This window comes from Enterobacter cloacae complex sp. P24RS, from assembly GCF_014982165.1.
GTDB classification, from domain to species: domain Bacteria; phylum Pseudomonadota; class Gammaproteobacteria; order Enterobacterales; family Enterobacteriaceae; genus Enterobacter; species Enterobacter quasihormaechei.
In genome coordinates, this window is the sequence record NZ_JADCKU010000006.1 from 154,515 (window position 1) to 168,628 (window position 14,114).

Sequence of the window (14,114 nt, forward strand, 5' to 3'; positions counted from 1 at the left end):
TTTCCCCGGAAGGGTTTACTCCTGCTTTCGGGCGTGCGTAACATAGCGCTAACTATTTTGTCTTGCGGGCTCATTATGAAAAAACCAGCGTTTATCATCACGATCGATACCGAAGGGGATAATCTCTGGCAGAACCACCGGGTGATCAAAACGGAAAACGCGCGCTACCTGGCGCGGTTTCAGGCGCTTTGTGAACGTTTCGGCTTTAAGCCCGTCTGGCTGACCAACTACGAGATGGCAGTCGAGCCGGTGTTTATTGCGTTCGCTAAAGAGGTCATAGCCCGCGGCCAGGGTGAGGTGGGGATGCATCTCCATGCCTGGAACAGCCCTCCGGAGCACGATCTTACCGGTGATGACTGGCTCTGGCAGCCTTATCTGATTGAGTTTTCAGACGAGGTGATGCGTGAGAAAGTGGTATTTATGACCCGCTTACTGGAAGAGACCTTCCAGATAAAAATGCTCAGCCATCGCGCCGGGCGCTGGGCATTTGACAGCCGTTACGCCAGGCTGCTGATTGAACTGGGATATCAGGTAGATTGTTCCGTCACGCCGCGCGTGAACTGGCGAAATGCGAAAGGCGCCCCTCAGGGAAGTGGCGGAACGAATTACCAGCATTTTCCCGATCGCGCTTACTTTCTGGACGCAGACGATATTTCCCGTCCTGGAAACAGCCCGTTACTCGAAGTGCCGATGAGCATCCAGTATAAACACCCGGCATGGCTGAATTCCCTGAAGCAGGGTTATGATCGTCTTCGTGGTAAATACCGTTCTCCGTCAGTTAACTGGTTACGCCCGTCCGGCGGGAACGCGGCGGAGATGATTAAGGTTGCGCAGCAGTGTCTGTCTCAGGGGAATGACTACGTGGAGTTCATGCTTCATTCGTCAGAATTTATGCCTGGCGGCAGCCCGACGTTTAAAGATGAGGCGGCGATTGAAGGTTTATATCAGGATTTGGAGCAGCTCTTTACCTGGCTATCAGATAAAACGGTGGGAATGACGCTGGCGGAGTTTTACCAGTACAAAAAAGCATAATGCCCGCCAGGCGGGCATATTTGCTATTGCTGCTTTGTTTGCGAGAAAGGTGTACTCAACGCAAAGATAATCATAAAGAAGATGAGGGCTTCTGAGCTGAGCAGTATGACATCCGTCAGTCCATACAAAAGCAAAAGAAGCATCGACGTTAGCAGCAGCGCATTTCTGTTTCGCAGGGCATACGCAATCATCGAAACAAAGAAAAAGAGCATTACCGCTACGCCGGGGATCCCCTGCAAAGAGAACTTCTCAATGAATTCGTTGTGCAGGTGGACTTTGATGTATTCGAGCGCGCTGCCAAGGTGTGGATGTCCGTCTTTAATATACTGCCGCGTCCATGCTTCACGCTCTTCGAGTGACTGTCCTAACGGATGGGCAAGTCCATTCTGAATACCTACCGTCCACATGGAAAAACGAGCGCCGAGGGACGTGCGGTCAATACCCTGTTGATATCTCTGATATTCAAGCTGTGTTTGCGATATTTTAGGCGATATTAACGGCTTGTAGCTAACGATGATAATACCAGCCACAATACATAAAAAGATGAGGGTGGATTTAAGGTGAATACGCCTGAAGTGATAGAGCGTCAGCACTATCGCCAGGAGCAGATAAAGCCCCATTGCAGCGCGCGTGCCCGTGAGCAGTATGACGAAGTAAGAAAGTAAAATGGTTAAACCAGCAACAACGTAAAGCGTCACGTTCTTCTGTAGGTAAAGACTGTATACGAATGCCAGCGATAACACGGAATACACATAAGCTGAAACGGTGGCTCGGTTAATCGCCATTTCAACGCGAGCCATCCCTTGCGTTGCCTGCCACAGGCCATATCCCGTTGCGAGTACAAACCCCGCAGCTGAGGCGTAAAGGAAATATTTTTTAAAGGTCTCTTTATCGAGATAGGATTTAAAACGGTCAATATAGAATATCAGAACGCTCGCCAGGATTAATTTTTTACTTGAATCGAGATAATCGCTGTAAAGATTCATCCCCTGATTATGGTACTCATAGATGACATACCAGCTAAGGTTCAGTAATCCAATCAATAAAATCGGCAGCGCTATGGTAAAGGGACGTAGCGTGATTTTTTTATATTCAAACGCCAGGCCGATAATGCTGACGTAAATAGCAATATAGAAAAACTCTCTCTGTTTTCCTGAACTAACCAATGCCAACATCAAAGAGATGAGGCTCAAAATGAGTGTCAGCTGATACAGTCGTGGTCTTATTTTTTCCATAACGCCTCAATAACCCTTTTTTTGTAGCTAAAACGAACATCGGTGGAAAGGAAAAACGACAATGTATACATGGATTTTACGCGTTGCGTAACGAGCGCCAGGTGTTGGTCTGAAAGATATGTCCGATGGTTGCTGTAGATATCAAACCAGTGGCAATTGACGAGATGCCTGTAGGAGGATGGAAATGTGTTTTCCATCTGTAGCGTACACCCGACCAGCGTAGATATTTTGCTGGCATCCAGAACGCTCGATAAACTGTCGCTGCGTTTAATATAATAATAGTGGCCCTGGCGCTGATAAGCTATTTTACTCGACTGCATTAGCATGCCGGGAAAAACAGCGAAATCCTCATAGCATTGCAGAGAGGGAATCGGATTGTTTTCATATAGCTTACGATGAACAAACTGACCGATGAGATGCGCCTGAAAATCTTTGTGGCGTAAGAAACGGGAGATTGCTTCATGCTGTGACAAGGAAATAGGGTTAAATCCCCGCCACTCTGCGCTTATTTTCCGGGGATCGCGAATCTCAAGCAAACGCGTCAGCAGCATGTCCGGGCGCTGTGCTTTCAGGAAGGTGATTGCGTCTCTCAGGCTACCCGGCTTTAAGCAATCGTCACTGTCGAGCATCGTAATGTACTCTCCCGATGCCAGCGCGACGGCACTGTTTCGGACCTGGCCTACGTTACGAAAGTTCACGGTCCGGGTTATGACCTGCGGAAATTTAGGCGACCACTCGTCAATTATTGCCTGCGTGGCATCCTCAGAATTGTCGTTAAAAATAATGATTTCTGTGTCTTGGTCTGTTGCTGCCAGCAGGCTCGAAAGCGTGGCGGGCAGCGTATCTTCAGCGTTATGCGCAGCAATGATGACGCTTAAAAAAGCCATAAAAATTAGAGTCCTTGAGCGTCGGTAGCGCGATCCAGTGAGCGGGCTTTCGGCAAGCGTCGAATAAACTGCTGGAGTTCGTCTAAAGCGGGTTCAGTCACCGCGAAAAGCTCTTCCCTCTCCTGAGGGAAATAATAACGTGTTTCAAAGACATAAGAGCAAATGTTGTCGTCATTACCAATCAGCATCACGTTGCCAAGCGGACGCTGTTCATAGTGGCAGCAAGGCCCAAACAGCAGAACCACCGGCACGCCGACAGCGTCAGCAATGTAGACATTGCCCGAATCAGACGCGATGTAGCAGTCCATTTTAGAAATGGCCCAGGGAAGCTCTTCGAGCGAAATTTTGCCAATCAGATTGATAAAATTCGGGATGTCACCGTAAAGGCGGGTGATATCGTCCATCCACGACTGTTCGTTTGGCGCGCCGAAGACATAAAACTCGCAGGGTAAATCGGCGAGACGATCCACAATCCGCTTCCAGATGGCAGGCGGCACCGTTTTGGCTTTATTACCCGCCGCAATGCTGATGCCGATGCGGATAACGTCTGGTTTATCAAGAATGGCCGGGTAAGTCGTCGGTTTGAAGAGCGGCTTTGTGGCGTGCTTGGGAGAGTCTTGCCAGGTGAGCGAACGGTCGGCCAGTTTCAGGTAGTTCGTCACCGAAAGCGTTTTTTTGCCGTGCTCAACGGTACCGTCGGCCGCGAGATAGAAAATCCCGTGATACCACCTGCGCGTGTAAATGTTTAAAAATTGTTTGTTTTTTGCATTGCAGACGGCGGCAAAAAAGAGGTTTACGCTGTTGGGCTGTAGCAGGTAGACGTTATCGTAGCGGTTCATGATCCTGCAAGCGAAGCAGAGCTTACGCCACAGGCTGCGCTTATGCTGCTCAATAAAATAGATCTGCTCGATAGTCTCATCATGCTTCGCCAGCGCGCCAACGCTGCGACTGACCAACACATCGCTTTTTTGCAGATGTGCCAGAAGAGGTGTCGCATTAATAAAGTCACCGATTTTGGCTGTCTGAATGACAAGGTTTTTGCCCGTGTCTTTCCGAAACAGCTTCCGGAGGAGCTTCACCGGAAAGAGTAAAATCAGCAGAAATACATAACTCATGGGTTAAATATCCCTGTTGGAAAGCCGATGGCTGCCCTGTAAAAATGAAAAAATAGCATCTGCGCTAATATCCTTCGTTTGTTGCGTAGAGCTGACCATCTGATGCTGGTTTTTACCGTAACCCCCGATCAACCCCGGATCGGTCGGGCCGAAAATCGTGATATTAGGACGATCCAGTGCGGCGGTTAAATGGCTTAACCCTGTATCCACAGAAACGACGGCGTTAGCGCCCGCCAGTTGTGCGGCAACTTGCGCCAGCGTGAGTTTGGGTAACACCTCGACGTGGGAAAAGCCTGCTGCCAGACGCTCCGCGCGCTGCCGCTCATGTTCAGCGCCCCACGGGAGTTTAATATGGATACCGCAAGGTTGCATTAGTTCAATCAGTCTTCGCCAGTGCGTTTCCGGCCAGTGCTTGTCGTCGCGCGTTGTGGCATGCAGGAAGACCAGATACGGCTCGCTATCCTTCTCCGTTTCGCGGAGAAAATGCTGTGCGATGGCGTAGTCACCCTGGACGTCGGGTTTTGCATAGCCGAGACTCTTTGCGAACAGCTCACGGGTGCGTTCTACGGCGTGCTGCTGCTTTGCGATGTGGTGGCGGCGGTTATAGAACAGACTCGCCAGCGGTTCGCGGGCGGTGTGCCAGTCCATGCCGTGCTTTATGCCGTGCGCCAGACGCGTGACCAGCGCCGCGCTTTTCACCAGCCCTTGGGCGTCGATGATCGCGTCGTAACGCTGCGCCTGTACCGCTTCACGGAAGGCTTTACGCTCGGCTTTAATCGGTGCGGAGAACCACGCTTTGCGCCAGCGGCGAATGGCCACCGGGATCACGCGGTCAACGGCTTCATGCCAGGTGGGGATTTGCGCGAAGCCTTCTTCCACCACCCAGTCAAAACGGATACCGGGGATGGCCCGCATCGCGTCCGTCAACGACGGCAGCGTATGCAGAACATCACCCATTGAGGAGGTTTTAACGATCAATACCCGCATCCGTTATCCTTCTTCGCTCAACAGCAGTTCGTTGAGTTCTTCGAGAACGCGCTGCGGCGTAATGTCGATCAGGCTCTGATGGTAACCTTCTGCCGCATCGCCTTTGCGGACTTTGTGATAGCCGGTAATGAGACGAATAACGCGCGCCTTGTGCGACAGCGGCGGCGTGAAGTCTGGGCTGCTCGGGCCATACAGCGCGACCAGTGGGCGATCCAGCGCGGCGGCGACGTGCATTAAACCGGAGTCGTTCGTTACCACGGCCTTACAGGCGGCAATCAGGATAACCGCCTGCTCAAGCTGCGTTTCTCCAGCCAGGTTGCGGCACCAGGCCTGTTGCTCGGTGCTGAGCGTGGCGAGGATTTCATTGCCCGCCTCGTGATCCTTCGCCGAGCCAAACAGCACAATCTGATAGCCCTCGTCGATCAGCTGTTTCGCCAGTTCAGCGTAGTGGTAGTGCGGCCAGCGTTTTGCCGGGCCAAACTCCGCGCCGGGACAAAAGCCAATCATCGGGCGTTCAGAGGAAATGCCAAACGCATTGCAGGTGTGGGATTTCTCCCCGTCGTTAACCTGAAGCTGCGGCCAGAGCAGCGGCTGAGGCAGGTCTTTCGCGCTGCGCATCACGCCTTTGTCGTAGGCCAGCGCCACGTATCGCTCCACCATCAGCGGCCAGGCTTCTTTATCCAGCACCCGGGCATCGTTCAGCAGGCCGTAGCGCATTTCGCCGCGCCAGCCGGTACGGTGCGGGATGCCCGCAAAGAAGGGCACAAGGGCGGATTTGAAGGAGTTAGGCAGCACGTATGCGCGATCGTAGCGCTTCTCGCGCAGGCTATGGCCGAGCTTGCGGCGTTCGCCGATTTCCAGCGCCCCGTGGCCGAGCGGCATCGGGATCGCCTCGTTCACTTCCGGCATGCGCGATAACAGCGGACGGCACCATGCGGGTGCCATCACGTCGATTATCGCCTGGGGATAACGCGCCTTGAGCGTGCGATAGAGACTTTGCGACATCATCATGTCGCCCACCCATGACGGGCCGATCACCAGAATCTTCATGCTTATGCGTCGCGGTTCAGCCAGGCCATATATTCCGTCACGCCTTCGGCAACGGTCTTGAACGGCTTGTCGTAGCCTGCGGCGCGCAGGTTGGTCAGGTCCGCCTGGGTGAACGCCTGGTAGCGGCCTTTCAGCTTATCCGGGAACGGAATGTACTCGATGCTGCCTTTCTTATGGTACGCCAGCGTGGCGTCAGCCACCGCCTGGAAGGATTCCGCGCGGCCCGTGCCCAGGTTGAAAATGCCGGAGACGCCGTTTTCCAGGAACCACAGGTTTACGGCCGCAACGTCGCCTACGTAGACGAAGTCACGCTTGAAGCCGTCGCTGCCTTCGAACAGTTTTGGACTTTCGCCGTTATTCAGCTGCGTGTTCAGGTGGAACGCCACGCTCGCCATGCTGCCCTTGTGCCCTTCGCGCGGCCCGTAAACGTTGAAGTAGCGGAAGCCGACAATCTGCGAGTTCGCTTCCGGCAGGATCTGACGCACGTACTCGTCAAACAGGAACTTGGAGTAGCCGTAGACGTTCAGCGGCTGCTCGTATTCGCGGGATTCGATGAAGTCCGAGGTGCGCCCGCCGTAGGTTGCTGCTGAGGAGGCATACAGGAACGGAATTTCACGCTCCAGGCAGTAGTGCAGGATCTCTTTAGAGTACTGATAGTTGTTATCCATCATGTACTTGCCGTCCCACTCTGTGGTGGAAGAGCACGCACCTTCGTGGAAGATGGCTTCGATCTCGCCGAACTCTTCACCCGCCATAATCTGGATAAGGAAGTCTTCTTTATCCATGTAGTCAGCGATGTTCAGATCCACCAGGTTAACGAACTTGGTGCCGTCTTTCAGGTTGTCCACCACCAGAATGTCGGTGATGCCCTTATCATTGAGGGCCTTAATAATGTTGCTGCCGATAAAGCCCGCGCCGCCGGTAACGATGATCATAACTGTAACCTTTGAAGTGTTGAGCCCGGGGACAATCCCGGACGCTAATAGTCATATCATATCATCACAATGCCCGGTCTTCAGCCATTCACCGATATGCAGCAGGGGTACACGTGATTTATGCTGCAAAAACGAGAAGAGATACGGCGTCATCTCGTCATGAACTATAGGTTTGGGTAATATGTGCCAAAATTTGCCGAGTCTGGAGAATTGCAATGCGTGGTGATTTTTACAAACAGTTAAACAGCGACCTCGACACCGCACGTGCGGAAGGGTTGTTCAAAGAAGAGCGTATTATCACGTCTGCCCAGCAGGCGGACATCACCGTTGCCGACGGCAGCCATGTGATCAACTTTTGCGCGAACAACTACTTAGGTCTTGCGAATCACCCTGAGCTGATTGCCGCCGCGAAAAACGGCATGGACACCCACGGCTTCGGCATGGCCTCCGTGCGCTTCATCTGCGGCACCCAGGACAGCCACAAACAGCTTGAGCAAAAGCTGGCGAACTTCCTCGGAATGGAAGACGCGATTCTGTACTCCTCCTGCTTCGACGCCAATGGCGGTCTGTTTGAAACCCTGCTCGGCGCAGAAGATGCGATTATCTCCGACGCCCTGAACCACGCCTCTATCATCGACGGTGTTCGCCTGTGTAAAGCGAAGCGTTTCCGCTACGCCAACAACGATATGGTTGAACTGGAAGCCCGCCTGAAAGAGGCCCGTGAAGCGGGGGCCCGCCACGTGCTGATCGCGACCGACGGCGTGTTCTCCATGGACGGCGTGATCGCCAACCTGAAAGGCGTGTGCGACCTGGCGGATAAATATGACGCGCTGGTGATGGTCGATGACTCCCACGCGGTCGGTTTTGTCGGCGAAAATGGCCGCGGCTCCCACGAATACTGTGACGTGATGGGCCGCGTGGACATCATCACCGGTACGCTGGGCAAAGCGCTCGGCGGCGCGTCCGGCGGTTATACCGCTGCGCGTAAAGAGGTGGTTGAGTGGCTGCGCCAGCGCTCCCGCCCGTACCTGTTCTCCAACTCCCTGGCGCCGGCGATTGTGGCCGCCTCCATCAAAGTGCTGGAGATGGTGGAGTCCGGCGCCGAGCTGCGCGACCGCCTGTGGGCAAACGCCCGTCTGTTCCGCGAAAAAATGAGCGCCGCAGGGTTCACCCTGGCCGGCGCTGACCACGCGATCATCCCGGTGATGCTGGGCGACGCAGTTGTGGCGCAGCAGTTTGCCCGCGAGCTTCAGAAAGAAGGGATTTACGTGACCGGGTTCTTCTTCCCGGTGGTACCAAAAGGTCAGGCGCGTATCCGCACCCAGATGTCTGCGGCGCATTCGCCTGAACAAATTGAGCGTGCGGTGGAAGCCTTTACCCGCATCGGCAAACAGCTGGGCGTAATTGCCTGAGGACGTGTGATGAAAGCGTTATCCAAACTGAAAGCGGAAGAAGGGATTTGGATGACCGACGTGCCGGAGCCGGAAGTCGGTCATAACGATCTGCTGATCAAAATTCGTAAAACCGCCATCTGCGGTACTGACGTTCACATCTACAACTGGGATCAGTGGTCGCAAAAAACCATTCCTGTCCCAATGGTTGTCGGTCACGAATATGTTGGTGAAGTGGTCGGCATCGGCCAGGAAGTAAAAGGCTTTAGCATTGGCGATCGCGTCTCGGGTGAAGGCCATATTACCTGCGGTCACTGCCGCAACTGCCGCGGCGGTCGCACCCACCTGTGCCGCAACACCGTCGGCGTGGGCGTAAACCGTCCGGGCTGCTTTGCGGAATATCTGGTGATCCCGGCGTTTAACGCCTTCAAAATCCCGGACAATATCTCTGACGATCTGGCCTCCATTTTCGATCCGTTCGGCAACGCGGTACACACCGCGCTCTCCTTCGACCTGGTCGGTGAAGACGTGCTGGTCTCCGGCGCTGGCCCAATCGGTATTATGGCGGCAGCCGTGGCGAAACACGTGGGTGCGCGCAACGTGGTGATCACCGACGTGAACGAATACCGCCTGTCGCTGGCGCGCAAAATGGGCGTCACCCGCGCGGTGGATGTCTCGAAAGAGAGCCTGACCGACGTGATGGAAGAGCTGGGTATGACCGAAGGGTTTGACGTCGGTCTGGAGATGTCCGGCGCGCCGCCGGCGTTCCGCACCATGCTGGACACCATGAACCACGGTGGGCGTATCGCGATGCTGGGCATTCCGCCGTCAGATATGTCCATCGACTGGAACAAAGTCATCTTCAAAGGGCTGTTCATCAAGGGCATCTATGGCCGCGAGATGTTCGAAACCTGGTACAAGATGGCAGCGCTGATCCAGTCCGGCCTGGATCTGTCCCCGATTATCACTCACCGATTCTCCATCGATGAGTTCCAGCAGGGCTTTGACGCGATGCGTTCCGGCCAGTCAGGGAAAGTGATCCTGAGCTGGGATAAGTAAACAAAAAGGGGCCTCAGGCCCCTTTTTTTACTGATTCTTTTTCTCTTCATCCGTCAGGTAGCGCACCTTGCGGGTGTAGTCCTGCCCTTTGAACAGCAGTTTGTTATCCGGCGATTCCAGATACTTCTGCCATTCGGAAAGCGGGAAACCCCCGTGCGCGCCAATCACCTCTTTCGGCACAACGGCTTCCTGTCCGCCGATCTTCTTGGAGACCGGCCAGTTCATCCAGTCGCCCAGGTTAACTGTTTTTATATCCAGCATGTCCAGCAGCGCAGCGAGCGGCAGCTGATCGGTCGGCGGCTGCGTGTCGTCCATCAGCTCCCAGGTATCCTGGAACAGCGTCAGCCACAGCGGGCAGATACGGCGCCAGGTTTTTTTGGTTGCGGCAAGAAACGCGCCGTTAACGTGATCGACCAGATACGGGCGCACCGTTTCTTTGTAATAGGCCGGCACTTTTTCTGCGGGGGCGCCGTCCAGCTTGGCAATCATTTTGCCCTGACGGAAGCTGGAGTAAATGTGCATATCGGCCATGTTGATCTGGGGCATCTTCAGCAGGTTGAGATCGGAGTCGATCATCAGCACCCCTTCACCGCGCGCCTGAAGCGGAGCGTTAAGCTTCACCAGACGGCTGAGGTAGATCTGCTTATAGCGGTACCCCTCTTCACGTTTTGGCAGCGTGAGGGTCACAACGCGGGTTTTGGGCGGCAGCTCGCCGAAAGCGGATTCAGGCTGATCGCTGACGATAACAATCTCGCTGACGTCGGTGGCGTAACGCGCTGCAAAGGTCGCTGACAATAACGCCTCTTCGACGAAATCCGCGCCCGTACAGGGGATCACAATGGAATCAACCGCAACGAGATCGCGCGTGGCCGGAAGGGAAGCGTAAGGAATGTTATGACGCCCGGTAATGTGGCGGTAGCGAGCATTCAGAAATTTAAACATGTTCTTCTCGTTTGGTTATTGCGCGCCAAGAACGGCCTCGACACCGTTAACATAGCTTTCAATTGCATACGCGTTGCAGACATTCTGGTGCGCGGCTGCGGCGAGCCGGGCGCGCAGAGCAGGATCCTGCCAGATATTATCCAGATGTTGAGCAAGTTGCGACACATCGCTCCACGGGAACAGCAGCCCGGTCGACTCGTGGTCGATCAATTCTGCCGTGCCGGTCACCTTTGAGCCAATCACTGGGATGTTCAGCAGCATTGCCTCCAGTACGACGCGGGGCAAACCTTCGCTCTTTGAAGCCAGAATAAACGCGTCAAAGGTGGCGAGATAGTCAAAAGGCGTATTCTGGAAACCGGTAAAAATGACGTGCTCAGCAATCCCCAGCGCGTCAGCCTGCGCCGTCAGCGCGCCGCGTTCAGCCCCTTCACCGACCAGCACCATCTTCCATTTTGCCTGCGGGTGCTTCTGGTTGAACTGGGCCAGCGCCTCCAGCGTGTGGTGGTTGGCCTTGCGGGGGATTAACGATCCAATGCTACCGAACACAAACGTGTCGTCATCAATGTTCAGACGCTGGCGCATGGCGCGTCGGTCGGGCAAGGGCTGGTGGATGTCAATGGCGTTGTTGACCGTGGTGCACAGCGCTGGCCGGACACCATGCTGAAGAAGCACGCGTTCAACGCCGTGCGAGACGGCGATGATTTTTGTGGCGTGGGCATTCACCAGCTTCACCAGCGGCGGGGTCAGCACCGGTTCAATCCGGCAGTGCTGGATTATCCGCGCATGCAGGTTCGCGCCCGCCAGATACCCTTCTTCGTTAGAGCCCGGCTGGTTGTTCATGTAAAGCGTATCGAAACCGCCTTCCCTGAAAATCGTCTCGATCTTGCTGACGTTGGGCCGGATGCGCCAGAGCGTATCAATATGTCGGGTAAACGCCTTGCGGGCGCTGCGCGAGAAAAACAGCAGGCCACGGCCCAGCTCTTTCGCAACCTTCGCCCAACCGGGCTGCTTTTTCTGCGGAATGACAATTAACGGGATGCCAATGCCGTTCAACACCTGGCCGATGGTTTGACCTTCGGCCCGGCTGTAATCGCTGTAAAAACAACAGGTAATATCAAACTTCTCGCGGTTAATCCGCTTCAGAAGTTCGAGCATGCTGTTGGTGCCTCCTCCCCACTCTTTACCGGTATCGAGGAGCAGAATTTTGTGTCGTTGCGGCATCTTTCTACCTTAATCGCCTGTCACTGGGTTGGGCTCGCTGCTGTTTTTTTCCCCCAGCCCTGCCACTGGTGCTGGAAGTACTGCACCAGCGTACTCTGGCTTACGCTTTCGCCAATTACCGTGAAGAAGCGGGTGGCATACACCGGTTCAGGCGGCTGCTTCAGCGTGCAGTTCTTCACGCTACGGAACGGGTTACGCGGCTGCGTTGCGGGCGGTTGCGCACTACCCGGGCGAGAGGTAACCACCTGAGGTTCGTTGAGCAGATCGCTCGGACGCACCAGCGTGATATCAGCGGGTAAGCTCGGTAACATTTGCTGCAAAACGCGAACGGTAGACGGATGCGGGTGCCCGATGGCAATCGCCGAACCGTTACGGCGCGCCAGCTGAACCGCGCGGTTGAACTGCACGCGGATATCCGCTTCGTTCTGGGAGTCGTCCAGGAAGACTTTGCGCTTGATGACCTTCACCCCCGTACCCTGAGCGGCACGCATCGCCTGGCTGTTGCCAATGGTCATGCTGTCGAGGAAATAGAGATTGTAACGCTCCAGCGCCTGCATCACCTTCAGCATACCGTACAGGCTGGAGGTCATCGCGCTGCCCATATGGTTATTCAGACCCACGGCATACGGCACTTTATTGTACGCATCGCGGATGATGCGATCGATCTCGTCGCTGCTCATGTCCGGGCGCAGGGTATCTTTTTCCAGCGGCTGCTTGCTGAGGGGAGCCATCGGCAGATGGATGAGCACCTGATGGCCGCCATTGTGTGCTTTGGTCGCCATTTCATGCGCGTGAGGCGCATTCGGCAGGACGGCAACAGAGATGGCTGACGGCATCGCCAGCACCTGATTTTCATAGTGTGGTCGATAACCGAAGTCATCAATCACAATCGCGAGTTTGCCTGCATAAACCGGTGCAGCCAGCGCCAGTGCGCTGGCGACGGAAAAAACAATTCGACGAAATTGAAGCAAAACTTATCTTCCCAACCACGGCTGTGGATTGACCGCCTGACCCTGACGACGAATTTCGAAATAGAGTGACGGGCGGCCCTGACCGCCACTGCTGCCCACAAGGGCAATGGGTTGACCGGCGCGCACCTGAGTACCGACGCTGACCAGCGCGCTCTGGTTGTAGCCATAAAGACTCATGTCGCCTTTACCATGCTCGACCACCACCACGAGCCCGTAACCCTGTAGCCAGTCGGCCAGGATCACGCGGCCATCGGCGATGGCTTTCACTTCGCTACCTTCAGATGCACCGATAACGATCCCCTTCCAACGTAGCTCACCCTGCAACTGTTCGCCATAGCGATGCAGGATCGTACCGCGAACGGGCCAGTAGGCCTGACCACGAGGGGAACCGAGGCCGCCGGTACGCGACATCAGGGAACGTTCATTTTCAGTCGGCTTGTAGGTGGTGCCTTTCCGGGAGGCTTCCTGCTGCTTATTACGCACCGCCTGCGCTTCGCGCGCTTCTTTTTCAGCGCGCGCTTTGGCTGCGGCTTCTGCCCGGGCGATGCTGTTACGCAGTTTCGATTCGTTGGCACGCATTTCGCTCAGCTGGCTTTTTCCTGCCTGGATAGAGGACTCCAGCCCGGCGAGCGTCTTCTTACGCTCATTGCGCGCCTGCTCAAGCTTCTCCTGCTGCGCCTGCTGATCGTAGAGTAGCGTTTGCTGCTGGCTCTGCTTCTCTTCCAGCTCGGCTTTTTGCGTGGTGACTTCTTCGCGCGTCTGTTTCAGCTGCGCGATGGTCTCCTGACGAGCCTGGTTGAGATAGCCGAAATAGGCCTGTAAACGCTGGCCGCGCTGGCTCTCTTCACCGCTGAGGATCAGCTGAAGGCCAGTGTGTTCACCCTGACGGAAAGCGGCATCAAGCTGTGCAGCCAGGTTGCGTTCCTGGGCGTCACGCTGGCGCTCCAGTTTCGCAATCGATGCGTTCATTTCATCGATTTGCTTATTGAGCTGGGCAAGGGTGTTTTGCGTTTCACGCAGCTTACGCGCAGCGGCGGAAATGGCCTCTTCCTGCTTTTTAAGCTGGGCAAGCAGGGCAGAACGCTGCTGCTGCTGCTGGCGTACCGCACGCTCTTTAGCGGCGATATCGGCCTGAATGGATTTGAGCTGGTCGCGGTCATCCGCGTGGGCGGATGCGGCGCACAGCAATACGCCAGCGCTGAGTGCGCTGGCGCAAAGCAGAGGTCTGACTGATAACCGAAGCGGCTTCACGACCCATGTGATTGAAAAAATCGCCTTTCCCCTCATGG

The 14,114-nt window shown here is 55.1% G+C and carries 13 protein-coding genes; 3 read left to right on the top strand and 10 right to left on the bottom strand.

What is annotated here, in order from left to right; translation table 11 throughout:
• The first annotated feature begins 75 nt into the window (after window positions 1-75).
• The gene (locus INF58_RS08585; protein WP_193527513.1) at window positions 76-1,032 is read left to right on the top strand and encodes a polysaccharide deacetylase family protein; all 957 of its coding nucleotides are present in this window, start codon (window positions 76-78) and stop codon (window positions 1,030-1,032) included.
• 23 nt (window positions 1,033-1,055) lie between these two features.
• Here INF58_RS08585 and INF58_RS08590 read toward each other — a convergent pair whose 3' ends face one another.
• The 6 genes from INF58_RS08590 to rfaD are packed head-to-tail and all read right to left on the bottom strand — an operon-like array spanning window position 1,056 to window position 7,241.
• Window positions 1,056-2,267, bottom strand: coding sequence for an O-antigen ligase (locus tag INF58_RS08590; RefSeq protein ID WP_193037118.1), 1,212 nt, complete (start codon window positions 2,265-2,267; stop codon window positions 1,056-1,058).
• Window positions 2,255-3,154, bottom strand: a complete 900-nt coding sequence (locus INF58_RS08595; RefSeq protein ID WP_193527514.1) for a glycosyltransferase family 2 protein — start codon at window positions 3,152-3,154, stop codon at window positions 2,255-2,257. Before INF58_RS08595 ends, INF58_RS08590 begins: the two co-directional genes overlap by 13 nt.
• A 5-nt stretch (window positions 3,155-3,159) precedes the next feature.
• The gene (locus tag INF58_RS08600) at window positions 3,160-4,269 is read right to left on the bottom strand and encodes a glycosyltransferase family 9 protein (protein ID WP_193527515.1); all 1,110 of its coding nucleotides are present in this window, start codon (window positions 4,267-4,269) and stop codon (window positions 3,160-3,162) included.
• Between the two features lie 3 nt (window positions 4,270-4,272).
• Entirely contained in the window at window positions 4,273-5,256 is a 984-nt protein-coding gene (rfaC, locus tag INF58_RS08605) for a lipopolysaccharide heptosyltransferase RfaC (protein ID WP_193527516.1), read from the bottom strand.
• 3 nt (window positions 5,257-5,259) lie between these two features.
• A complete protein-coding gene (rfaF, locus tag INF58_RS08610; RefSeq protein ID WP_063868799.1) occupies window positions 5,260-6,306 on the bottom strand; it encodes an ADP-heptose--LPS heptosyltransferase RfaF in 1,047 nt (348 codons plus the stop codon).
• A gap of 2 nt (window positions 6,307-6,308) precedes the next feature.
• The gene (gene rfaD, locus INF58_RS08615; RefSeq protein WP_041911658.1) at window positions 6,309-7,241 is read right to left on the bottom strand and encodes an ADP-glyceromanno-heptose 6-epimerase; all 933 of its coding nucleotides are present in this window, start codon (window positions 7,239-7,241) and stop codon (window positions 6,309-6,311) included.
• A gap of 215 nt (window positions 7,242-7,456) precedes the next feature.
• Between rfaD and kbl the strand changes: the two genes are divergently transcribed.
• Together kbl and tdh are read left to right on the top strand one after the other, a co-directional pair.
• The gene (kbl, locus tag INF58_RS08620) at window positions 7,457-8,653 is read left to right on the top strand and encodes a glycine C-acetyltransferase (RefSeq protein ID WP_045260056.1); all 1,197 of its coding nucleotides are present in this window, start codon (window positions 7,457-7,459) and stop codon (window positions 8,651-8,653) included.
• 9 nt (window positions 8,654-8,662) lie between these two features.
• Window positions 8,663-9,691, top strand: coding sequence for an L-threonine 3-dehydrogenase (tdh, locus tag INF58_RS08625; RefSeq protein WP_006812404.1), 1,029 nt, complete (start codon window positions 8,663-8,665; stop codon window positions 9,689-9,691).
• A gap of 27 nt (window positions 9,692-9,718) precedes the next feature.
• Here the strand turns inward: tdh and INF58_RS08630 are convergent, their stop codons facing one another.
• Genes INF58_RS08630 through envC form a run of 4 tightly spaced genes read right to left on the bottom strand, consistent with a single transcriptional unit; the run spans window position 9,719 to window position 14,088 of the window.
• Window positions 9,719-10,633, bottom strand: coding sequence for a hypothetical protein (locus tag INF58_RS08630; RefSeq protein ID WP_063868801.1), 915 nt, complete (start codon window positions 10,631-10,633; stop codon window positions 9,719-9,721).
• Window positions 10,634-10,648: 15 nt separating this feature from the next.
• The gene (locus INF58_RS08635; protein WP_193527517.1) at window positions 10,649-11,854 is read right to left on the bottom strand and encodes a glycosyltransferase; all 1,206 of its coding nucleotides are present in this window, start codon (window positions 11,852-11,854) and stop codon (window positions 10,649-10,651) included.
• 20 nt (window positions 11,855-11,874) lie between these two features.
• Window positions 11,875-12,825 carry a divergent polysaccharide deacetylase family protein gene (locus INF58_RS08640; protein WP_193527518.1) on the bottom strand — a complete coding sequence of 317 codons (951 nt, stop codon included), beginning with the start codon at window positions 12,823-12,825 and terminating at the stop codon, window positions 11,875-11,877.
• A 3-nt stretch (window positions 12,826-12,828) separates the two neighbouring features.
• Window positions 12,829-14,088, bottom strand: a complete 1,260-nt coding sequence (envC, locus tag INF58_RS08645) for a murein hydrolase activator EnvC (RefSeq protein WP_370552647.1) — start codon at window positions 14,086-14,088, stop codon at window positions 12,829-12,831.
• Between the last annotated feature and the right edge of the window lie 26 nt (window positions 14,089-14,114).